This window comes from Pseudomonas capeferrum (genome assembly GCF_000731675.1).
Taxonomy (GTDB): Bacteria; Pseudomonadota; Gammaproteobacteria; order Pseudomonadales; family Pseudomonadaceae; genus Aquipseudomonas; species Aquipseudomonas capeferrum.
Map to the genome: position 1 here is coordinate 426,976 of NZ_JMIT01000002.1, position 20,577 is coordinate 447,552.

The 20,577-nt window shown below is 64.1% G+C and carries 19 protein-coding genes; 11 read left to right on the forward strand and 8 right to left on the reverse strand.

The features are described 5' to 3' along the window. Positions 1 to 47: 47 nt before the first annotated feature. The 5 genes from mnmC (at position 48) to PC358_RS14445 (ending at position 7,579) form a co-directional block, all read left to right on the forward strand. Positions 48 to 2,015, forward strand: coding sequence for a bifunctional tRNA (5-methylaminomethyl-2-thiouridine)(34)-methyltransferase MnmC2/FAD-dependent 5-carboxymethylaminomethyl-2-thiouridine(34) oxidoreductase MnmC1 (mnmC, locus tag PC358_RS14425; protein WP_033700717.1), 1,968 nt, complete (start codon positions 48 to 50; stop codon positions 2,013 to 2,015). A gap of 438 nt (positions 2,016 to 2,453) precedes the next feature. Then, a complete protein-coding gene (locus tag PC358_RS14430; RefSeq protein WP_033700718.1) occupies positions 2,454 to 4,241 on the forward strand; it encodes an N-acetylglutaminylglutamine amidotransferase in 1,788 nt (595 codons plus the stop codon). A 3-nt stretch (positions 4,242 to 4,244) separates the two neighbouring features. Beyond that, a complete protein-coding gene (ngg, locus tag PC358_RS14435; protein WP_033700719.1) occupies positions 4,245 to 5,990 on the forward strand; it encodes an N-acetylglutaminylglutamine synthetase in 1,746 nt (581 codons plus the stop codon). 86 nt (positions 5,991 to 6,076) lie between these two features. Further along, positions 6,077 to 7,264, forward strand: coding sequence for an osmoprotectant NAGGN system M42 family peptidase (locus PC358_RS14440; protein WP_033700721.1), 1,188 nt, complete (start codon positions 6,077 to 6,079; stop codon positions 7,262 to 7,264). 87 nt (positions 7,265 to 7,351) lie between these two features. After that, positions 7,352 to 7,579: a YheU family protein gene (locus PC358_RS14445; RefSeq protein ID WP_016501031.1), complete on the forward strand. Its 228-nt coding sequence runs from the start codon at positions 7,352 to 7,354 to the stop codon at positions 7,577 to 7,579. A 3-nt stretch (positions 7,580 to 7,582) separates the two neighbouring features. Here PC358_RS14445 and csrA read toward each other — a convergent pair whose 3' ends face one another. Both csrA and PC358_RS14455 read right to left on the reverse strand, forming a co-directional pair. Beyond that, on the reverse strand, positions 7,583 to 7,771 hold the full coding sequence (gene csrA / locus PC358_RS14450; protein WP_033700722.1) for a carbon storage regulator CsrA: 189 nt from the start codon (positions 7,769 to 7,771) through the stop codon (positions 7,583 to 7,585). A 120-nt stretch (positions 7,772 to 7,891) separates the two neighbouring features. After that, entirely contained in the window at positions 7,892 to 8,701 is an 810-nt protein-coding gene (locus PC358_RS14455; RefSeq protein WP_033700723.1) for an SDR family oxidoreductase, read from the reverse strand. A gap of 206 nt (positions 8,702 to 8,907) precedes the next feature. On the opposite strand from PC358_RS14455, the gene PC358_RS27220 reads away from it, so the two are divergent. After that, entirely contained in the window at positions 8,908 to 9,060 is a 153-nt protein-coding gene (locus PC358_RS27220; RefSeq protein ID WP_012271016.1) for a DUF3309 family protein, read from the forward strand. A gap of 67 nt (positions 9,061 to 9,127) precedes the next feature. Here the strand turns inward: PC358_RS27220 and PC358_RS14465 are convergent, their stop codons facing one another. From PC358_RS14465 to PC358_RS14475, 3 genes are all read right to left on the reverse strand, one after another. Continuing rightward, positions 9,128 to 10,792, reverse strand: coding sequence for a cation acetate symporter (locus tag PC358_RS14465; protein ID WP_033700724.1), 1,665 nt, complete (start codon positions 10,790 to 10,792; stop codon positions 9,128 to 9,130). Then, on the reverse strand, positions 10,789 to 11,100 hold the full coding sequence (locus PC358_RS14470; RefSeq protein WP_033700725.1) for a DUF485 domain-containing protein: 312 nt from the start codon (positions 11,098 to 11,100) through the stop codon (positions 10,789 to 10,791). Before PC358_RS14470 ends, PC358_RS14465 begins: the two co-directional genes overlap by 4 nt. A gap of 162 nt (positions 11,101 to 11,262) precedes the next feature. Then, entirely contained in the window at positions 11,263 to 12,123 is an 861-nt protein-coding gene (locus PC358_RS14475) for a glycine betaine ABC transporter substrate-binding protein (protein WP_033700726.1), read from the reverse strand. 197 nt (positions 12,124 to 12,320) lie between these two features. On the opposite strand from PC358_RS14475, the gene PC358_RS14480 reads away from it, so the two are divergent. After that, positions 12,321 to 13,889, forward strand: coding sequence for a glycoside hydrolase family 17 protein (locus PC358_RS14480; RefSeq protein ID WP_033700727.1), 1,569 nt, complete (start codon positions 12,321 to 12,323; stop codon positions 13,887 to 13,889). 13 nt (positions 13,890 to 13,902) lie between these two features. Here the strand turns inward: PC358_RS14480 and PC358_RS14485 are convergent, their stop codons facing one another. Beyond that, entirely contained in the window at positions 13,903 to 14,265 is a 363-nt protein-coding gene (locus PC358_RS14485; protein WP_033700728.1) for a hypothetical protein, read from the reverse strand. A 190-nt stretch (positions 14,266 to 14,455) separates the two neighbouring features. Between PC358_RS14485 and PC358_RS14490 the strand changes: the two genes are divergently transcribed. Then, on the forward strand, positions 14,456 to 15,754 hold the full coding sequence (locus tag PC358_RS14490; RefSeq protein ID WP_033700729.1) for a serine/threonine protein kinase: 1,299 nt from the start codon (positions 14,456 to 14,458) through the stop codon (positions 15,752 to 15,754). A 73-nt stretch (positions 15,755 to 15,827) separates the two neighbouring features. Next, the gene (locus PC358_RS14495) at positions 15,828 to 16,571 is read left to right on the forward strand and encodes an MlaA family lipoprotein (protein WP_050506139.1); all 744 of its coding nucleotides are present in this window, start codon (positions 15,828 to 15,830) and stop codon (positions 16,569 to 16,571) included. Between the two features lie 117 nt (positions 16,572 to 16,688). On the opposite strand, the gene PC358_RS14500 is transcribed toward PC358_RS14495, so the two are convergent. Continuing rightward, positions 16,689 to 17,831: a patatin-like phospholipase family protein gene (locus PC358_RS14500; RefSeq protein ID WP_033700731.1), complete on the reverse strand. Its 1,143-nt coding sequence runs from the start codon at positions 17,829 to 17,831 to the stop codon at positions 16,689 to 16,691. Between the two features lie 25 nt (positions 17,832 to 17,856). Further along, on the reverse strand, positions 17,857 to 18,792 hold the full coding sequence (locus PC358_RS14505; protein WP_033700732.1) for a lipid A biosynthesis lauroyl acyltransferase: 936 nt from the start codon (positions 18,790 to 18,792) through the stop codon (positions 17,857 to 17,859). Between the two features lie 111 nt (positions 18,793 to 18,903). Here PC358_RS14505 and minC point away from each other — a divergent pair, with 111 nt between their 5' ends. Then, positions 18,904 to 19,662 carry a septum site-determining protein MinC gene (gene minC, locus PC358_RS14510; RefSeq protein WP_033700733.1) on the forward strand — a complete coding sequence of 253 codons (759 nt, stop codon included), beginning with the start codon at positions 18,904 to 18,906 and terminating at the stop codon, positions 19,660 to 19,662. 99 nt (positions 19,663 to 19,761) lie between these two features. After that, positions 19,762 to 20,574, forward strand: coding sequence for a septum site-determining protein MinD (minD, locus tag PC358_RS14515; protein WP_033700734.1), 813 nt, complete (start codon positions 19,762 to 19,764; stop codon positions 20,572 to 20,574). The last annotated feature ends 3 nt before the right edge of the window (positions 20,575 to 20,577 follow it).

The following is a 20,577-nucleotide window of genomic DNA, read 5'->3' on the forward strand; positions in this document are numbered from 1 at the left end:
AGCGTAGATGGCATAAAATCCCGGCATCCGCTGCAACCGAGCCCACCATGTCCACCCTCCTCCAGCATGCCCAGATCGACTGGGACGACCAGGGCCGCCCCCATTCGCGGCAGTACGACGACGTGTACTTCGCGGTCAACGAAGGCATCGAAGAAACCAAACATGTCTTCCTCGGCCAGACGCGCCTGGGCGAACGCTTCGCCGACCTGGCGCCGCACGCCTGCCTGGTGATCGGCGAAACCGGGTTTGGCACCGGCATGAATTTTTTCTGCGCCTGGCAGTTGTTTGACGAACACGCCCATGCCGACGCCCGCCTGCATTTCGTCAGTGTCGAAAAGTACCCGCTCGGCCACGCCGACATGGCCAGGGCAGTACGCCTGTGGCCAGAGCTGGCTGCTTTTACCGAGCCATTGCTTGAGCAGTACGTGGCGGTGCACCCGGGGTTCCAGCAGTTCACCTTCGACAACGGTCGGGTCACCCTGACGCTGTTGATCGGTGATGTGCTCGAACAACTGCCGCAGCTCGATGCACACATCGATGTGTGGTTCCTCGATGGCTTCGCCCCCGCCAAGAACCCCGACATGTGGACCCCTGAACTGTTCGCGCAACTCGCGCGGCTGTCACACGCGGGCACCGTACTGGGCACCTTCACCACCACTGGCTGGGTGCGGCGCAGCCTGGTCGAAGCCGGCTTCGCCATGAAGAAAGTGCCGGGGATCGGCAAAAAGTGGGAGGTGATGAGCGGCGCCTACACTGGGCCGACAGCCACCCGTCAGTACGTGCCCTGGTATGGCCGCCCGCACAGTGTCGAAGGGCCGCGCGAAGCCTTGGTGATCGGGGCCGGGCTGGCGGGCAGTGCCACTGCCGCCAGCCTGGCCAGGCGTGGCTGGCAGGTTACGGTACTGGAACGTCACGACGCCCCCGCCCGGGAAGCGTCCGGCAACCCGCAAGGGGTGCTGTACCTCAAGCTGTCCGCCCATGGCACCGCCCTTTCGCAGATGATCCTGGCCGGTTTCGGCTATACCAGGCGCCAGCTCGAAAGCCTGCAGCGTGGCCGCGATTGGGATGCCTGTGGGGTGCTGCAGCTGGCGTTCGACAACAAGGAAGCCGAACGCCAGGGCAAGCTGGCCGCAGCCTTCGACCCTGACCTGTTGCGCGCGCTGGGCCGTGAAGAAGCCGAGGCGCTTGCCGGGGTGGCCCTGCCGGCAGGCGGCCTGTTCTACCCGGAAGGCGGCTGGGTACACCCGCCGGCCCTGTGCCTGGCGCAGTTGCAGCACCCCGGGGTTCGGCTGCTGGTGCACCATGAGGCGGTCGCGCTGCGCAAGGTCGATGACCTGTGGCAGGCCTGGGATGGCGAGCGCCTGCTGGCCAGCGCCCCCCTGGTGGTGCTGGCAGGTGCCGCCGATGTACGGCGTTTCGAGCCCTGCGCACAGTTGCCGCTCAAGCGCATCCGCGGGCAGATCACCCGCCTGCCGGCGACCGACGGCAGCCGTGCCCTGCGCACGGTGGTGTGCGCAGACGGCTATGTAGCGCCCCCTCGGGAGGGCGAACATACGCTGGGCGCCAGCTTCGACTTCCACAGTGAAGACTTGGCGCCGACCGTTGCCGAACATACAGGCAACCTGGCATTGCTGGATGAGATCTCCACCGACCTGGCACAGCGACTGGGTATTGCCTCGCTCGACGCCGAGCAGTTGCAGGGCCGTGCAGCGTTCAGGTGCACCAGCCCCGATTACCTGCCGATCGTCGGGCCGATGGCCGACCCGCTGGTGTTCGCCGAAACCTTTGCCGTGCTGGCCAGGGATGCGCGGCAGGTGCCGGAAGTGGACTGCCCCTGGCTCGACGGGCTGTATGTGAACAGTGGGCACGGGTCACGGGGGTTGATCACGGCGCCGCTGTCGGGCGAATTGATTGCTGCATGGGTGTGTGGCGAGCCTTTGCCGGTGCCTCGTGCAGTGGCTGAAGCGTGCCATCCGAACCGGTTTGCGTTGCGCAGGTTGATTCGCGGTAAGTGAAAGGGTTGGGGCATGGCTGGAGATCAGTTGCGCCTGTGAGATCGAGCGCCGCCCGCGCGGCGCTTCGCGGGGCAAGTCGGATCGCCGCACCGCCGCTCCCACATCTGTTTCGGGCCAGTGAGGTCTGTGGCATTTGCGCGCGACCGCCTTGTTTGTCCGACGCGATATTGAGGTGGGCACCAAGGGGCCGCGCGCCAATGCCTCAGGAATAATTGGCCCGAAACAGATGTGGGAGCGGCGGTGCGGCGATCCGACTTGCCCCGCGAAGCGCCGCGCGGGCGGCGCTCGATCTCACAGGCGCAACACCCCCCAAGCCAAACCCCCAGCACCCACCCATATAACAGATTGATCTAAAACTCCTGCAAACCTCCCCGGTCAGTTCCTTAAGGCGCCTGCTTCCGGGCGCCGCCTCCCCAACGGAAAAACCGGTAAGGACTTATGTGCGGATTAGCAGGAGAGTTACGTTTTACCCCCATCGACCAAGCCCCACGCCCGGCCGACTTGGCCGCTGTGGAGCGCATCACTCACCACCTGGCGCCTCGCGGCCCGGACGCCTGGGGCTTTCATAGCCAAGGCCCGATCGCCCTCGGCCACCGCCGGCTGAAAATCATGGATTTGTCCGACGGCTCGGCGCAGCCGATGGTCGACAATACCCTGGGCCTGTCGCTGGCCTTCAACGGTGCCATCTACAACTTCCCCGAGCTGCGCCAGGAGCTGCAGGACCTGGGCTACACCTTCTGGTCCGACGGCGACACCGAAGTGCTGCTCAAGGGCTACCACGCCTGGGGCGCAGCCCTGCTGCCCAAGCTCAACGGCATGTTCGCCCTGGCCATCTGGGAGCGTGACAACCAACGCCTGTTCCTGGCCCGCGACCGCCTCGGCGTCAAACCCCTCTACCTGTCGCGCAACGGCGAGCGCCTGCGTTTCGCCTCGACGCTGCCTGCACTGCTGAAGGGCGGCGACATCGACCCGGTCATCGACCCGGTGGCGCTCAACCACTACCTCAACTTCCACGCCGTGGTACCGGCGCCGCGCACCTTGCTGGCCAATGTGCAAAAGCTCGAGCCGGGCACCTGGATGCGCGTCGACCGTCACGGCGAAGTCGAACGCCAGACCTGGTGGCAACTGCAATACGGCGCCCACCCCGACGAGCGTGAGCTCGACCTGGAAGGCTGGACCACCCGCGTGCTCGACGCCACGCGTGATGCCGTGGCGATCCGCCAGCGCGCTGCGGTGGATGTTGGGGTGCTGCTGTCCGGCGGTGTCGACTCCAGCTTGCTGGTCGGCCTGCTGCGCGAGGCCGGCGTAGACGACCTGTCGACCTTCTCCATCGGCTTCGAAGATGCCGGCGGCGAACGCGGCGACGAGTTCCAGTATTCCGACCTGATCGCCCGCCACTACGGCACCCGCCACCACCAGTTGCGCATCGCCGAACACGAGATCATCGACCAGTTGCCGGCCGCGTTCCGCGCCATGAGCGAGCCGATGGTCAGCCATGACTGCATCGCCTTCTACCTGCTGTCGCGCGAAGTGGCCAAGCACTGCAAGGGCGTGCAAAGCGGCCAGGGCGCGGACGAGCTGTTCGCCGGTTACCATTGGTACCCACAAGTCGACGGCGCAGAGGATGCCTTCGGCGCCTACCGCGACGCATTCTTTGACCGCAGCCACGCCGAGTACCGTGACACTGTGCAAGCGCCCTGGCTGCTGGAAAGCGACGCCGCAGGCGATTTTGTCCGCGAACACTTCGCCCGCCCCGGCGCCCGCGACCCGGTAGACAAGGCCCTGCGCCTGGACAGCACGGTGATGCTGGTCGATGACCCGGTCAAACGGGTCGACAACATGACCATGGCCTGGGGCCTGGAAGCCCGTACGCCGTTCCTCGACTACCGCCTGGTGGAGCTGTCGGCACGCATCCCGGCGCGCTTCAAGCTGCCCGATGGCGGCAAGCAGGTGCTCAAACAGGCCGCCCGACGGGTGATCCCGCATGAAGTGATCGACCGCAAGAAGGGTTACTTCCCGGTCCCTGGCCTCAAGCACCTGGAAGGCGCAACGCTGGGTTGGGTGCGCGAGCTGCTGACCGACCCCAGCCAGGACCGTGGGCTGTTCAACCCGGCCATGATCGACCGCTTGCTGAGCAACCCGCACGGCCAGTTGACCCCTTTGCGTGGCTCCAAGCTGTGGCAGCTGGCAGCGCTCAACCTGTGGCTGAGCGAACAAGGAATCTGATCGATGAAAGCCCACGAAATCGCCTACGGCCAGCGCCTGCTGCGCGGCCAGGCACCGTCCTACGAGCGCTTGCAGGCGCGCCTGGCCGGCGATGGCAGCGAGCCCCACGACCAGCCACGTGCCTTGCACTGCGGCTGGGGCCGGCTACTGATCGGTCACACCTACCCGGACCCGGCCAGCTTGGCCGAGGCGCTGCAGGCAGAGCGCCCCGGCGAGCGCGACATCGCCCTGTACGTGGCGGCGCCGCAGCAGCTGCTGGCCCAGGCGCCACAACAGCTGTTTCTCGACCCGTCCGACACCCTGCGCCTGTGGTTCACCGATTACCGCCAGGCGCAACGGGTGTTCCGCGGCTTTCGCATCCGCCGGGCACAGAGTGACGCCGACTGGCAGGCGATCAACGGCCTGTACCAGGCCCGTGGCATGCTGCCGGTGCAGCCCGAACTGCTGACCCCACGCCACCTCGGCGGGCCGGTGTATTGGCTGGCCGAAGACGAAGACACCCACGCGGTTATCGGCAGCGTCATGGGCCTGAACCACAGCAAGGCCTTTGACGACCCCGAGCACGGCAGCAGCCTGTGGTGCCTGGCCGTCGACCCGCACTGCACCCGCCCTGGCGTGGGTGAGGTGCTGGTGCGCCACCTGATCGAGCACTTCATGAGCCGAGGCCTGGCCTACCTGGACCTGTCGGTGCTGCATGACAACCGCCAGGCCAAGCGCCTGTACGACAAGCTCGGCTTTCGCAACCTGCCGACCTTCGCGGTCAAGCGCAAGAACGGCATCAACCAGCAATTGTTCCTCGGCCCAGGCCCTGAAACCGGGCTCAACCCCTATGCGCGGATCATCGTCGACGAGGCCTATCGGCGTGGCATCGAGGTGCAGGTGGACGATGCCGCAGGCGGGCTGTTCACCCTCAGCCTCGGCGGGCGCCGGGTGCGTTGCCGCGAATCGCTGAGCGACCTGACCAGCGCGGTTAGCATGACCCTCTGCCAGGACAAACGGCTGACCCAGCAGACCCTGCACAACGCCGGCCTGCACGTGCCGGTGCAGCAACTGGCCGGCAATGCCGACGACAACCTGGCGTTTCTCGACGAGCACGGCGCTGTGGTGGTCAAGCCGGTGGATGGCGAACAAGGCCAGGGCGTGGCGGTCAACCTGACCACCTATGACGACGTCAGCCAGGCCATCGAACATGCCCGGCGTTTCGACAGTCGCGTGCTGCTGGAAAGCTTCCACCCCGGCCAGGACCTGCGCATCCTGGTAATCGGTCACGAAGTGGTAGCGGCCGCCATTCGCCACCCGGCGCAGGTAATAGGTGACGGCAAGCACAGCATCAAGGCGCTGATCGAAGTCCAGAGCCGTCGCCGGCAAGCCGCGACCAGTGGCGAAAGCCGCATACCGCTGGACGATGAGACCGAACGCACCGTACGTGCCGCCGGCCTCGACTATGGCAGCGTGCTGCCTGCCGGCCAGCGCCTGGCCGTGCGCCGTACCGCCAACCTGCACACCGGCGGCACGCTGGAGGACGTGACCGAGCGCTTGCACCCGGTGCTGGCGGATGCCGCCGTGCGGGCTGCACGGGCGCTGGATATTCCAGTGGTGGGCATGGACCTGATGGTGCGTGATGCCGAACACCCGGATTACGTGATCATCGAAGCCAACGAGCGGGCCGGGTTGGCCAACCATGAACCGCAGCCAACAGCCGAGCGCTTTGTCGACCTGCTGTTCCCGCATAGCCGGGCGTTGGCGTGAATCAATGACGGCCTCTTCGCGGGGCAAGCCCGCGCCCACAGGTTATCGCTGCGGTGAGCCTGCGAAAAGGCCGGTAAGGAGTGCATATGTCTGAACATCACCACCCCGAACCCGATCTGGACTACCTCAAACGCGTCCTGCTGGAGATGCTCGCCATCCCCAGCCCCACCGGCTTCACCGACACCATCGTGCGCTACGTAGCCGAACGCCTGGACGAACTGGGCATCCCCTTCGAGCTGACCCGCCGTGGCACCATCCGCGCCACCCTCAAAGGCCGGCAAAGCTCGCCCGACCGGGCCGTGTCCGCCCACCTGGACACCATCGGTGCCAGCGTGCGGCAGGTGCAGGATAACGGCCGCCTGGCCCTGGCCCCGGTTGGCTGCTGGTCGAGCCGTTTTGCCGAGGGCAGCCGGGTCAGTGTGTTCACCGACACTGGCGTGTTCCGCGGCAGCGTGTTGCCGCTGATGGCCAGCGGGCATGCCTTCAACACCGCCATCGACCAGATGCCCGTGAGCTGGGACCACGTCGAAGTGCGCCTGGACGCCTATTGCGCCACCCGCGCCGACTGTGAAGCCCTGGGGGTATCGATTGGCGACTTCGTGGCGTTCGACCCCTTGCCCGAGTTCACCGACAGCGGCCACATCAGTGCCCGTCACCTGGACGACAAGGCCGGGGTAGCCGCCTTGCTGGCGGCGCTCAAGGCGGTGGTGGAAAGTGGCCAGCAGCCGCTGATCGACTGCCACCCGCTGTTCACCATCACCGAAGAAACCGGCTCTGGCGCGGCAGGCGCCCTGCCCTGGGACGTCAGCGAATTCGTCGGTATCGACATTGCCCCGGTAGCGCCAGGGCAGGCCTCCAGCGAGCATGCGGTGAGCGTGGCCATGCAGGACTCTTCAGGGCCTTACGACTACCACCTGTCCCGCCACCTGCTGAAACTGGCGGGCGACCATGAGCTGCCGGTCAGGCGTGACCTGTTCCGCTACTACTTCAGCGATGCCCACTCGGCGGTAACGGCAGGGCATGACATCCGTACCGCGCTGGTGGCGTTCGGTTGCGATGCCACCCACGGTTATGAGCGCACCCACATCGACAGCCTGGCGGCGCTCAGCCGGTTGTTGTCAGCGTACCTGTTGAGCCCACCGGTATTCGCCAGCGACTCGCAGCCGGCCAATGCCTCGCTCGAACGCTTCAGCCACCAGCTGGAGCACGATGCGCAGATGGAGAGCGATACCCGGGTGCCGGCGGTGGACAGCCTGGTTGGTAATAAAGGCTGAGCCCCTGGGGCCGCACAGCGGCCCCAAACCCTCGAACTTTTCGCGTAGCATGCCCACACACTTAATTCCCCAGAATCGCCCCTGCCCATGCTGATCCCCTACGACCAACTGCAAGCCGAAACCCTGACCCTGCTGATCGAGGACTTCGTCACCCGCGATGGCACCGACAATGGCGACGATACCCCCCTGGAAACCCGCGTGCTGCGCGTGCGCCAGGCGTTGGCCAAGGGCCAGGCGTTCATCCTGTTCGACCCGGAAAGCCAGCAATGCCAGTTACTGGCCAAACACGATGTGCCACGCGAACTGCTGGACTGACCTTCAGGCAATACGAGCCTTGCGCGCCTCACCCTCCTTGATGCGCTTGTACACTTCAGCGCGGTGCACTGGCACCTCGCGCGGCGCACTGATCCCGAAACGCACCATCCCGTCTCGCGTCTCCACCACCATGATGCGGATGTCATCGCCGATAGTGATGACCTCGCCCACTTCGCGCCCTATTACCAGCATGATCCGATCCTCCTGCGACAGGGAAAACCGGAGCCTGCCTCGGGTACAGATGGCTACACAATGGCTCCATGGCAATTCAGAACAGACCTACATTCATAGGTAAAACCCCCTACAGACAGATCATCGCGCCGGGGCTTTGGCGCGCATTTTCACCGCCACTTCGGCCATCTCGTCATACAGTCGCGCGGGCGCCTCGCACTTGAGCTGCCAGGCTTGACGTCCGGCCTCGTGCGGCAGGATCAGGAACTCGCCGGCGGCGACTTGCCGGTGGATATACGCGGCAATATCGACCGCGCTGATCGGTGAGCCTTCCAGCAATTTGCCGACCTGGGCTTTCATGGCCGGGTTCGGGCCACGGAACGAATCGAGCAGGTTGGTCTGGAAGAACGACGGGCACACCACGTGCACCGCCACCTGCAACTGGCGCAACTCGACCAGTAGGCTCTCCGACAACGCCAGCACGCCAGCCTTGGCCACGTTGTAGTTGCTCATGCCCGGGCCCTGCATCAGCGCGGCCATCGAGGCGATGTTGATGATTCGGCCCTTGCTGCGCTCCAGCAACGGCAGGAAAGCCTTGCAGCCCTTGACCACGCCCATCAGGTTGACCGCGATCTGCCAGTCCCAGTCTTCCAGCGACAGCTCCGCGAAAAAGCCGCCCGAGGCGACGCCGGCATTGTTGACGATCACATCGATGCCGCCAAAGCGCTCTTCGCACGCCTGGGCCAGGGCGGTGAGCTGGCTGTAGTCGCGCACATCACAGCGCTGCACGAAGCCCTCGCCACCGGCCTCACGGGCCAGCTCCAGTGTTTCGCGCAGGCCTGCCTCATTGACGTCGGCCAACGCCAGGCGCCAGCCCTCGTGTGCCCAGCGCAGGGCGATCTCGCGACCCAGGCCGGACCCGGCGCCGGTAATCATGATGCGGTTTTGCATGGTGGCAGGCCTTGTTCTGATGGGTTGTCAGGCGAGTCTAATCAAGGCATTGGCATCAGGCAGGATCCATCAGGGTAGTGAATGGGCGGGCATGACCAAGCGGTCAGTACCGAGCAAATGGAATCTTTCACAAGCGGCACCGGTCCGAATTAACAAGAGGCCAGCAGTCCGAGGCCCTTGACCCCTAACCACGCAAGGACTCCGCCATGACCACGATCCTCATCATCATCCTGATCCTGCTGCTGATCGGTGGCTTACCCGTCTTCCCACACTCACGCAGCTGGGGCTACGGCCCATCCGGCATCGTCGGCGTAGTGCTGGTGATTCTGCTGGTGCTGTTGTTGTTAGGCATGATCTAGCCGGCCATGAATGAAAAAACCGCGATACGGGCATCACCCGTATCGCGGTTTTTTATGACCTCAACGATCAGTGCGAGACAGCACCGGAGGCGCCCAGGCCAGTCTGCGAACGCACGAACTGCGGGAAGAACAGCGCACGTTCGTTTTCAGCTGCCTTGGACTTGTCGGTGACCGAGAAGAACCAGATACCAACGAAGGCAATCAGCATCGAGAACAGCGCCGGGTACTCGTACGGGTAGATCGCCTTCTCGTGGCCGAGGATCTGCACCCAGATGGTCGGGCCAAGCACCATCAGGCCCACTGCACTCACCAGGCCCAGCCAGCCACCGATCATGGCGCCGCGGGTGGTCAGTTTCTTCCAGTACATCGAAAGCAGCAGTACCGGGAAGTTGCAGCTGGCGGCAATCGAGAACGCCAGGCCGACCATGAAGGCGATGTTCTGCTTCTCGAACAGGATACCCAGGCCGATCGCCAGCACGCCCAGGGCGATGGTGGTGATCTTCGACACGCGGATCTCGTCCTTGTCGTTGGCCTTGCCCTTGCGCCATACGCTGGCGTACAGGTCATGGGACACCGCCGAGGCACCGGCCAGGGTCAGGCCCGCTACCACCGCCAGGATGGTGGCAAAGGCCACCGCCGAGATGAAGCCGAGGAACACGCTGCCACCCACGGCATTGGCCAGGTGCACCGCTGCCATGTTGTTGCCACCCAGCAGGGCGCCTGCGGCGTCCTTGAAGTCCGGGTTGGTGCTGACCAGCAAGATCGCGCCGAAGCCGATGATGAAGGTGAGGATGTAGAAGTAGCCGATGAAGCCTGTGGCGTAGAGCACGCTCTTGCGCGCTTCCTTGGCGTCGCTGACGGTGAAGAAGCGCATCAGGATATGCGGCAGGCCGGCGGTACCGAACATCAGCGCAAGGCCCAGGGAGAACGCCGAGATCGGGTCCTTGACCAGGCCGCCAGGGCTCATGATCGCCTCACCTTTGGCGTGCACCTTGATCGCTTCGGAGAACAGGGTGTTGAAGTCGAAGTTGACGTGCTTCATCACCATCAGCGCCATGAAGCTGGCACCGGACAGCAGCAGCACGGCCTTGATGATCTGTACCCAGGTGGTGGCCAGCATGCCGCCGAACAGTACGTACAGGCACATCAGGATGCCAACCAGGATCACCGCCACGTGGTAGTCGAGGCCGAACAGCAGCTCGATCAGCTTGCCGGCGCCGACCATCTGCGCGATCAGGTAGAACGCCACCACCACCAGCGAGCCGGAGGCCGACAAGGTACGGATTTCCTTCTGCCCGAGGCGGTACGAGGCCACGTCGGCGAAGGTGTACTTGCCCAGGTTGCGCAGGCGTTCGGCGATCAGGAAGAGGATGATCGGCCAGCCGACCAGGAAGCCGATCGAGTAGATCAGGCCGTCGTAGCCAGAAGTGAACACCAGGGCGGAAATACCCAGGAACGAGGCCGCCGACATGTAGTCACCGGCAATCGCCAGGCCGTTCTGGAAACCGGTGATCTTGCCACCGGCAGCATAGTAGTCCGCCGCCGACTTGTTGCGCTTGGAGGCCCAGTAGGTGATGCCAAGGGTAAAGGCGACGAAGGCCACGAACATGGCGATCGCGGAAACGTTCAGCGGTTGTTTCTGCACCTCGCCGGTCAGGGCATCGGCGGCCCACACGGCGGGTGCGAAAACGCCGCAGGCCAGAACGGCCAGGGCTTTGGCGTGGCGAATCATTGTTGCGCCTCCTTCAGGATAGCCTTGTTCAGCTCATCGAACTCGCCGTTGGCGCGGCGTACGTAGATGGCGGTCAGCACGAATGCCGAAAGGATCAGGCCGACGCCCAGGGGAATGCCCCAGGTAATCGACGACTCAGGGCTGAGCTTGGCGCCCAGAATCTGAGGACCATAGGCGATCAGGAGGATGAAGGCACAGTAGAGTCCGAGCATGATCGCCGAGAGAATCCAGGCGAACCGTTCGCGTTTGGTGACCAGCTCCTTGAAGCGCGGGCTGTTTTGTATCGAGAGGTAAATGCTGTCGTTCATTGTTTTTGTCCTAGCAGCACAGATCAGGGAGAACCCACCTTCACTTTATGCTGCCGTTGGACGCCAACCAGACGACCTTAGTCTTAGATGCAACAGTGTTTTGCGATATGTGTAACAAAGCTTGGGGCCGCGCAGCGGCCCCAAGATCACCAATCCTAGCGCTTACTTACCGGTCCACTCCTTGACCCGATCCGGGTGCTTGGCCACCCAGTCCTTGGCTGCCGCTTCAGGCTTGGCACCTTCCTGAATCGCCAGCATCACCTCGCCGATCTCGTCCTTGGACTGCCAGCTGAACTTCTTGAGGAACTCGGCCACTTCCGGCGCCTTGGTCGCCAGTTCTTTGCTACCGATGCTATTGACGGTTTCAGCAGCGCCATAAACACCCTTCGGGTCTTCCAGGAACTTGAGCTTCCACTTGGCGAACATCCAGTGCGGCACCCAACCGGTTACTGCAATCGACTGCTGCTTGGAGTAGGCACGGCCCAGTTCAGCCGTCATCGCAGCGCCAGAGCTTGCCTGCAGCTTGTAACCCGTCAGGTCGTAGTCCTTGATGGCTTGGTCGGTCTTGATCATCACGCCGGAGCCGGCGTCGATGCCGACAATCTTCTGCTTGAAGCTTTCGTCGGTCTTGAGGTCGGCGATACTCTTCGCCTTCACGTACTCAGGGACGATCAGGCCGATCTTGGCATCCTTGAAGTTGGCACCGTAGTCGACCACGTTGTCCTTGTTCTTGGCCCAGTACTCGCCGTGGGTCACCGGCAGCCAGGCCGACAACATCGCATCGAGCTTGCCGGTGGCCACGCCCTGCCACATGATGCCGGTGGCCACGGCCTGCAACTTCACGTCGTAGCCGAGTTGCTGCTTGATCACTACGGCGGCAACGTTGGTGGTCGCCACGCTGTCGGCCCAACCATCCACGTAACCGATGCTTACTTCTTTAGCCATTGCCTGCGCAGCGCTCATGGCCAATACCAGGGCGGTGCCCGCCCCCAGGAAACGTCGCACTGTCTTCAAAGTCGCCATCAAAGCATCCCCTCGTCAGGTCTCGGAGATTGCATCATCTTCCTGCAACAAAGAGCAACCTGCTCCGTGTACGACATCCAACCGCCCCATATGCGACAGCACTATGCCATTAGCGCCATTGACTCACGCCAGCCTGCGCGATCCTTGCATGCCAAAGCTTTGGCGCCGGGCTACTATCTACCCTTTTGCGCCTGACGATGGACCGCCCGATGCCCAGCCCTACCCGCCTGCACCTGCCGCTCTACCTGTTTGCCTGCCTGCTTGCCCTGATCGGGCTGGGGGCGCTCTGGTACGGGCTTGGCAAGCCGGTACAGCTGCCCGATGCGGCCAGCCCCACGCATAAACTGCAGTGTGCTTCGTACACACCGTTCGACAAGGATCAGTCGCCCTTCGACCAGCCGTTTCGCCTTCGTCCGGCGCGCATGGACGCCGACCTGGCCTTGCTGGCCGAGCGTTTCCAGTGCATCCGCACGTACTCGATGACCGGCCTGGAGGCAATCCCGCTGCTGGCGCGCAAACATGGCCTGAAAGTGATGCTCGGCGCCTGGGTCAACGCCAACCCGGTGGACACCGAAAAGGAAGTGGACCTGCTGATCGCCACGGCCAACGCCTACCCTGACGTGGTCAGCGCGGTGATCGTCGGCAACGAGGCGCTGCTGCGCAAGGAGGTCACCGGCCCGCGCCTGGCCGAGTTGATCGCCAAAGTGAAGCGCCAGGTCACGGTACCGGTGACCTATGCCGATGTCTGGGAATTCTGGCTGCAGCATCCGCAGGTGGCCCCTGCCGTGGACTTTCTGACCATTCACCTGCTGCCCTACTGGGAAGACGACCCGCGCGGCATCGACGATGCCCTGGCCCATGTCGCCGAGGTGCGCCGTGTATTCGGCACGCGCTTTGCGCCCAAGGGCATCCTGATCGGCGAGACCGGCTGGCCCAGCGAAGGCCGCCAGCGCGAAACCGCAGTGCCCAGCCGGGTCAACGAGGCGCGCTTCATCCGCGGCTTCGTCAGCCTGGCCGAACAGCATGGCTGGCAGTACAACCTGATCGAAGCCTTCGACCAACCGTGGAAGCGTGCCAGCGAAGGCGCCGTGGGCGGCTATTGGGGGCTTTACGATGCCGACCGGCAGGACAAGGGCGTGCTCGAAGGGCCGGTCAGCAACCTGCCCTACTGGCCGCAGTGGCTGGTGGCCAGTGCGGTGTTGATGTTGACCGTGCTGCTGTTGGCCGGGCGCCCCGCGACAACCGCCGGGGCCGTGCTGTTGCCGTTGTTGGCAGCGTTTGGCGCGGGTTGCCTGGGGTTGTGGGGCGAGCTGATGCGCAGCCATGCGCGCTTTGCCGGGGAATGGCTGTGGGCCGCGCTGCTGGTGGGGCTCAACCTGCTGGTGCTGGCCCATGCGGCATTGGCGTTGGTGCGTGCTGAAGGGTGGCGTGCGCGCCTGTTCGCCTGGTTCGAGGCCCGTGCGGGCTGGCTGTTGCTCGCCGCAGGCTTTGCGGCGGCGGTGAGCATGCTGGCGCTGGTGTTCGACCCGCGTTATCGCAGTTTCCCCAGCGCTGCATTGGCATTGCCGGCGGTGGTTTACCTGCTGCGGCCGGTGCTGGCGCGGCGGGCCGAGGCCGCGTTGCTGGCGTTTATCGTAGGGGCGGGGGTGGCGCCGCAGTTGTACCTCGAAGGCCTGCAGAACCAGCAGGCCTGGGGCTGGGCGGTAGTGAGCGTGCTGATGACAGCGGCCTTGTGGCGCAGTTTGCGACTGCGCAGGGCCGAGTGACCACAACGCCCCGTCAGCGGGGTTGGCGCACCAGCCGCAACCCCGCCAGCACCACGGCAAACACCGCAATGCTCGCGGTATACAGCACCAGCGCCGGGATCGCGAACACCAGCGCAGCGCCTGCCAGCCACCTGCCGGCCCGCCCGGCGACCACCTGCGCGATCAGCGCCAGGCCGAGCCCACTCCAGGCGATTACCTGAAAATGGATGCCCAGCCCCAGCAGCGAACGCACCTGGCACTGCCAGAACGCACCGGGCGCGGCACACAGCCCCACCCACTGTGCATCTTCCATCAGCCCATAACGTACGCCATAGCTGGCGGCCAGCCACAACGGCAGGAACAGCAGCAGGGCAACGATCGGCAACGAACGAGACATCCAGTTCTCCAATAGCAGTAATCGAAATCGTGCATGATCGCCCAAGCCCTGTTGTAAGGCAAAATCACCATCCTGCAGCTATGTTGCAGATAACGAGCACACCAAAGGCCACCGCACTTGGCAACTTTGCCCATGCCGCCGTGGTCCTAGCCTGCACATTGCACCACCTTGCGTCTTTTTGGGGGATTACATGCTTCGAACTTTGCGCCTCGCTGCCTTGCTCGGCGGCCTGCTCATGGCTGCGGCCGCTTCGGCGCGGGACATCGACGCCGCGAGCTATGGCTACCCCTTGACCAACCCGTTCGAGGCAACCATCGCCACCACGCCGCCCGAGCAACGCCCGACCTTGCCCAGCGACGATGAAATCGACCAGGCCGACTACAGCCTCAACCTGCGCCCCGAGCGTGAATTCACCTTGCCCGACAACTTCTGGTCGGTGAAAAAACTCAAGTACCGCCTGGCCCGTCAAGACCGCGAAGCACCGCTGATCTTCGTCATCGCCGGCACCGGTGCGCCCTATTCGAGCAGCATCAACGAATACCTGAAAAAACTGTTCTACCAGGCCGGCTTCCACGTGGTGCAACTGTCCTCGCCCACCAGCTACGACTTCATGAGTGCGGCCTCGCGCTTCGCCACCCCCGGTATCAGCCAGGAAGACGCCGAAGACATGTACCGGGTCATGCAGGCCGTGCGGGCCCAGCATCCGCGCCTGCCGGTCAGCGACTTCTACCTCACCGGCTACAGCCTCGGTGCCCTGGACGCGGCGTTCGTCAGCCACCTGGACGAAACCCGGCGCAGCTTCAACTTCAAGCGCGTGCTGCTGCTCAACCCGCCGGTCAACCTGTACACCTCGATCAACAACCTCGACAAACTGGTGCAGACCCAGGTCAAGGGCATCGACCGCAGCACCACCTTCTACGAACTGATGCTGACCAAGCTGACCCGTTACTTCCAGGACAAAGGCTACATCGACCTCAACGAGGCCCTGCTATACGACTTCCAGCAGTCACGCCAGCACCTGTCCAACGAGCAGATGGCGATGCTGATCGGCACTTCGTTCCGTTTTTCGGCAGCGGACATCGCCTTTACCTCCGACCTGATCAACCGCCGCGGCCTGATCATTCCGCCGAAGTTTCCGATCACCGAGGGCAGTAGCCTTACGCCGTTCTTCAAACGTGCCCTGCAGTGCGATTTCGACTGCTACATGACCGAGCAGGTGATCCCCATGTGGCGCGCCCGCACCGACGGCAACAGCATCCTGCAGCTGGTCAACCAGGTCAGCCTGTACGCGCTGGAAGACTACTTGCGCGACAGCCCGAAGATTGCCGTGATGCACAACGCCGACGACGTCATCCTCGGCCCCGGCGATATCGGCTTCTTGCGCAAGGTGTTCGGCGACCGCCTGACCCTTTACCCCCATGGCGGCCATTGCGGCAACCTCAACTACCGCGTCAACAGCGACGCCATGCTGGAGTTCTTCCGTGGTTAACAAACTCCTCTTCGCCACTGCCCTGCTTGTCGCCGGCAACGCCCTGGCCGCAGAGACGGCACCGCGGGCCAGCGTGATCGAGGCCGACCCGCAGATTACCGGCGCCTCGCTGGCACCTGAATCCGATGGTTTTATCGACCCGCTGCGCGAGCTCAAATTCAACCCCGGGCTCGACCAGCGCGAGTTCGAGCGCTCCACGCTGGAGGCGCTGAACGTCTACGACCCGCTGGAGTCGATGAACCGGCGCATCTATCACTTCAACTATCGCCTCGACCAATGGGTGCTGCTGCCGGTAGTGAGCGGCTATCAATACGTCACCCCGCGCTTCGTGCGCACCGGGGTGAGCAACTTCTTCAACAACCTGGGCGATGTGCCGAACCTGTTCAACAGCGTGCTGCAACTCAAGGCCAAGCGTTCGGCCGAAATTACCGCACGGCTGATGTTCAACACCCTGATCGGGGTGGGTGGGCTGTGGGACCCGGCGACCAAGATGGGCTTGCCCCGCCAGAGTGAAGACTTCGGCCAGACGCTGGGCTTTTATGGCGTGCCGGACGGGCCGTTCCTGATGCTGCCGGTGCTGGGCCCTTCGAACCTGCGCGATACCACCGGGCTGGTGGTGGACTATGCCGGCGAGCAGGCGGTGAATTACCTGAACGTGGCCGAGGCCAGCACCGACCACCCGGAAATCTTTGCCCTGCGCGTGGTGGACAAGCGTTACACCACCAACTTCCGCTATGGGCAGCTCAACTCGCCGTTCGAGTATGAGAAGGTTCGGTATGTGTATACCCAGGCGCGCAAGTTGCAAATTGCCGAGTAAGTAGTTGTCGGCCCCTTCGCGGGGCAAGCCCGCTCCCACAGGATCTTCACTCCCTTGGGGTTGTATCCAAACCTGTGGAAGCGGGCTTGCCCCGCGAAGAGGCCAGCACTGCCTCCATCAAATCCCCAGAAACTGCTCCAGCTCCCGCCGCTTGACCAAGGCATCGCGCCGCCCCAGCTCGATCAGCTCACTGCAGTAACTGGCCTCGAACAGCAGGTAGCTCAACACCCCCGCACCGCTGGTACGCGTCGCCCCCGGCCCACGCAGGAACAGCCGCAACGGCGCTGGCAGTTCACGCCGGTGGCGTGCCGCGATTTCGTCCAGCGGCTGGCTGGGCGCCACCACCAGAACCTCCACCGGCGCCAGCCCCAGGCGCCGTGCATCGAGGTGGGCAGGCAGCAGGTGGCTCAGGTGATTGAGGCGCTGGAGCAGTTCGATGTCGTCTTCCAGGCTGTCGATGAAGGTGCTGTTGAGCATGTGCCCGCCAATCTGCGCCAGGCTCGGTTGCTGCCCCCTGAACACGCGCTGGGTAGGCAGCGGCGGCGACGGCCGCTGCGGGTTGCCGCTGACCCCGACTACCAGCACCCGGCTGGCCCCCAAGTGCAAGGCCGGGCTGATTGGCGCCGACTGACGAACCGCGCCATCACCGTAATACTCATCCCCCAGCCTGACCGGCGCGAACAACAGCGGGATCGCCGCACTGGCCAGCAGGTGATCGATGCTCAACGCTGTCGGTACGCCGATACGCCGGTGGCGCAACCAGGCATCAATGGTGCCCCGCCCTTGGTAGAAGGTCACCGCCTGGCCGGACTCGTAGCCGAATGCAGTCACCGCGACGGCGCGTAGCTGTTCGCTGGCCAGGGCATGGCCGATGCCGTCCAGGTTCAGCTGCGCCTGCAACAGGGCACGCAGTGGGCTGCTGTCGAGCAGCGCCACCGGCGCCTGGCCGCCCAGGCCCAGCAGGCTGTGGCCGACGAAGCGGCTGGCCTGGCGGACCACCCCCGGCCAGTCGCTGCGCAGCACCCGGTGGCTGCGCAAGTTCTGCCAGAACGCGGTGAGGTTTTGCACGGTGTCGGTAAAGCGGGTGGCGCCGCTGGCCAGGGTGACCGCATTGATGGCGCCGGCCGAAGTGCCGACGATGACCGGGAAGGGATTGGGCGCGCCGGGTGGCAGCAGTTCGGCGATGCCGGCCAGTACGCCGACCTGATAGGCGGCGCGGGCGCCGCCGCCTGAGAGGATCAGGCCGGTGGTTGGGGACATCGATGCCTCACTGACCGCTCAACGATCAACGCTTTTTCTTGTCGTACAGCCGGGGCGCCCCTTCGGGCCGTGACTTGAAGCGCCGGTGCGCCCACAGGTACTGCTCGGGGCACTCGCGCAATACACCTTCGATCCACTGGTTGATGCGCAGGCAGTCCGCCTCTTCGCTTTCCCCAGGGAAATCTGCCAGAGGCGGGTGAATCACCAAACGATAGCCGCTGCCGTCTTCGAGGCGCTTCTGGGTAAACGGGATGACCTGCGCCTTGCCCAAACGGGCGAACTTGGTCGTGGCGGTCACGGTCGCTGCCGGGATGCCGAACAGCGGCACGAACAGGCTCTGCTTGGCACCGTAGTCCTGGTCTGGCGCGTACCAGATCGCCCGGCCGGAACGCAGCAGCTTGAGCATGCCGCGCACATCCTCACGCTCCACCGCCAGCGAGTCGAGGTTATGCCGCTCACGGCCGCTGCGCTGGATGAAGTCGAACAGCGGGTTACCGTGCTCACGGTACATGCCATCGATGGTGTGTTGCTGGCCCAACAGCGCGGCGCCGATTTCCAGGGTGGTGAAATGCACGGCCATCAGAATCGCGCCCTGCCCTGCCTGCTGGGCTGCCTGCAGGTGCTCGAGGCCTTCGATATGGGCCAGGCGCGCAAGCCTGGCCTTGGGCCACCACCAACTCATGGCCATTTCGAAGAAGGCGATACCGGTAGAGGCGAAATTGGCCTTCAACAAACGCTGCCGTTCGTCGACAGACAGCTCCGGGAAGCACAGCTCCAGGTTGCGCGCGGCAATGCGTCGACGCTCACCGGCCACCCGGTACATCAGCGCGCCCAGGGCGCTTCCGAGCCACAGCAAGGCCCGGTACGGCAACTGGACCACCAGCCACAGCAGGCCCAGGCCCAGCCACAGGCCCCAGAATCGTGGGTGGAGGAAATAGGGACGAAAACGCGGGCGTTCCATTGAAGCTTCCGGAAAGACAAAGGCCGCGCATTCTACAACGGATCAGCGCATGTTGCGGGCAACGGGTGTTCTCGTTATAAGTCAGGGCACTTTTTTCGCAACAAGCCGTCTATGCAGACCATGAGCCTAAACCAGACCCCCGACACCGCCTCCGTGTTCCAGCTCAAGGGCAGCATGCTCGCCATCACAGTGCTGGAACTGGCGCGCAATGACCTTGAAGCCCTTGACCGCCAACTGGCGGCCAAAGTCGCCCAGGCGCCCAACTTCTTCAGCAACACGCCGCTGGTGCTGGCGCTGGACAAACTGCCGGCCAGCGAAGGCGCGATCGACCTGCCCGGCCTGATGCGTATCTGCCGCCATCATGGCCTGCGTACCCTGGCGATCCGCGCCAACCGCATCGAAGACATCGCCGCAGCGATCGCCATCGACCTGCCGGTACTGCCGCCGTCCGGTGCCCGCGAGCGGCCGCTGGAGCCAGAGCCTGAGGTGAAGCAGCCCGAGCCAGCCCCGGCGCCTGCGCCTGCGGTCGAGCCACAGGTGCGCCCGACGCGCATCATCACTGCGCCCGTGCGTGGCGGCCAGCAGATCTACGCTCAGGGTGGCGACCTGGTGGTGACCGGTTCGGTCAGCCCGGGTGCGGAACTTCTGGCCGATGGCAACATCCATGTGTACGGCGCCATGCGCGGGCGCGCCCTGGCGGGCATCAAGGGCAACACCAAAGCGCGCATCTTCTGCCAGCAGATGACTGCGGAAATGGTCTCGATCGCTGGCCAGTACAAGGTCTGCGAAGACCTGCGCCGCGACCCGCTGTGGGGCTCCGGCGTGCAAGTCAGCCTGTCCGGTGACGTGTTGAACATCACCCGTCTTTAACGGATACTTGCCGTCATTTTTAGAGCAACTTTTTTACCTGTTGCCGTTTTTTGCATATTGCTGGGACACCTGTCCCAACTTATTTAGGGGTGAAACACCTTGGCCAAGATTCTCGTCGTTACTTCCGGCAAGGGGGGTGTGGGCAAGACCACCACCAGCGCCGCCATCGGCACCGGCCTCGCACTGCGCGGCCACAAGACGGTCATCGTCGACTTCGACGTCGGCCTGCGTAACCTCGACCTGATCATGGGCTGCGAGCGCCGCGTGGTGTATGACTTCGTCAACGTGGTCAACGGCGAAGCCAACCTGCAGCAGGCCCTGATCAAGGACAAGCGCCTCGAGAATCTGTACGTGCTGGCCGCCAGCCAGACCCGTGACAAGGACGCGCTGACCCAGGAAGGCGTCGAGAAAGTGCTGATGGAGCTCAAGAAAGACTTCGAGTACGTCATCTGCGACTCCCCGGCCGGTATCGAAAAAGGCGCACACCTGGCGATGTATTTCGCCGACGAAGCCATTGTCGTGACCAACCCTGAGGTTTCCTCGGTACGTGACTCGGACCGTATGCTGGGCATCCTGTCGAGCAAGTCGCGCCGCTCCGAAAACGGCGAAGAGCCGATCAAGGAACACCTGCTGATCACCCGCTACCACCCCGAGCGCGTCGAAAAAGGCGAAATGCTGAGCATCGACGACGTTACCGACATCCTGGCGATCAAACTCAAGGGCGTGATCCCCGAGTCCCAGGCAGTGCTCAAGGCTTCCAACCAGGGCATTCCGGTCATCCTCGACGACCAGAGCGATGCCGGCCAGGCCTATAGCGACACCGTCGACCGCTTGCTGGGCAAAGAAAAGCCCCTGCGGTTCATCGAAGTGCCGAAGCAAGGATTCTTCGCGCGCCTGTTTGGAGGCAAGTAAACC

Excerpts from the sequence above, each read along its gene's own strand:
- PC358_RS14445 (WP_016501031.1), top strand. The coding sequence starts at position 7,352 with ATGCTGATCCCCTACGACCAACTGCAAGCCGAAACCCTGACCCTGCTG.
- minC (WP_033700733.1), top strand. The coding sequence starts at position 18,904 with ATGCAGACCATGAGCCTAAACCAGACCCCCGACACCGCCTCCGTGTTC.
- PC358_RS14440 (WP_033700721.1), top strand. The coding sequence starts at position 6,077 with ATGTCTGAACATCACCACCCCGAACCCGATCTGGACTACCTCAAACGC.
- PC358_RS14455 (WP_033700723.1), bottom strand. The coding sequence starts at position 8,701 with ATGCAAAACCGCATCATGATTACCGGCGCCGGGTCCGGCCTGGGTCGC.
- PC358_RS27220 (WP_012271016.1), top strand. The coding sequence starts at position 8,908 with ATGACCACGATCCTCATCATCATCCTGATCCTGCTGCTGATCGGTGGC.
- PC358_RS14485 (WP_033700728.1), bottom strand. The coding sequence starts at position 14,265 with ATGTCTCGTTCGTTGCCGATCGTTGCCCTGCTGCTGTTCCTGCCGTTG.
- PC358_RS14470 (WP_033700725.1), bottom strand. The coding sequence starts at position 11,100 with ATGAACGACAGCATTTACCTCTCGATACAAAACAGCCCGCGCTTCAAG.
- PC358_RS14475 (WP_033700726.1), bottom strand. The coding sequence starts at position 12,123 with ATGGCGACTTTGAAGACAGTGCGACGTTTCCTGGGGGCGGGCACCGCC.
- mnmC (WP_033700717.1), top strand. The coding sequence starts at position 48 with ATGTCCACCCTCCTCCAGCATGCCCAGATCGACTGGGACGACCAGGGC.
- PC358_RS14465 (WP_033700724.1), bottom strand. The coding sequence starts at position 10,792 with ATGATTCGCCACGCCAAAGCCCTGGCCGTTCTGGCCTGCGGCGTTTTC.
- csrA (WP_033700722.1), bottom strand. The coding sequence starts at position 7,771 with ATGCTGGTAATAGGGCGCGAAGTGGGCGAGGTCATCACTATCGGCGAT.
- PC358_RS14480 (WP_033700727.1), top strand. The coding sequence starts at position 12,321 with ATGGACCGCCCGATGCCCAGCCCTACCCGCCTGCACCTGCCGCTCTAC.
- ngg (WP_033700719.1), top strand. The coding sequence starts at position 4,245 with ATGAAAGCCCACGAAATCGCCTACGGCCAGCGCCTGCTGCGCGGCCAG.
- PC358_RS14500 (WP_033700731.1), bottom strand. The coding sequence starts at position 17,831 with ATGTCCCCAACCACCGGCCTGATCCTCTCAGGCGGCGGCGCCCGCGCC.
- PC358_RS14430 (WP_033700718.1), top strand. The coding sequence starts at position 2,454 with ATGTGCGGATTAGCAGGAGAGTTACGTTTTACCCCCATCGACCAAGCC.
- PC358_RS14490 (WP_033700729.1), top strand. The coding sequence starts at position 14,456 with ATGCTTCGAACTTTGCGCCTCGCTGCCTTGCTCGGCGGCCTGCTCATG.
- PC358_RS14505 (WP_033700732.1), bottom strand. The coding sequence starts at position 18,792 with ATGGAACGCCCGCGTTTTCGTCCCTATTTCCTCCACCCACGATTCTGG.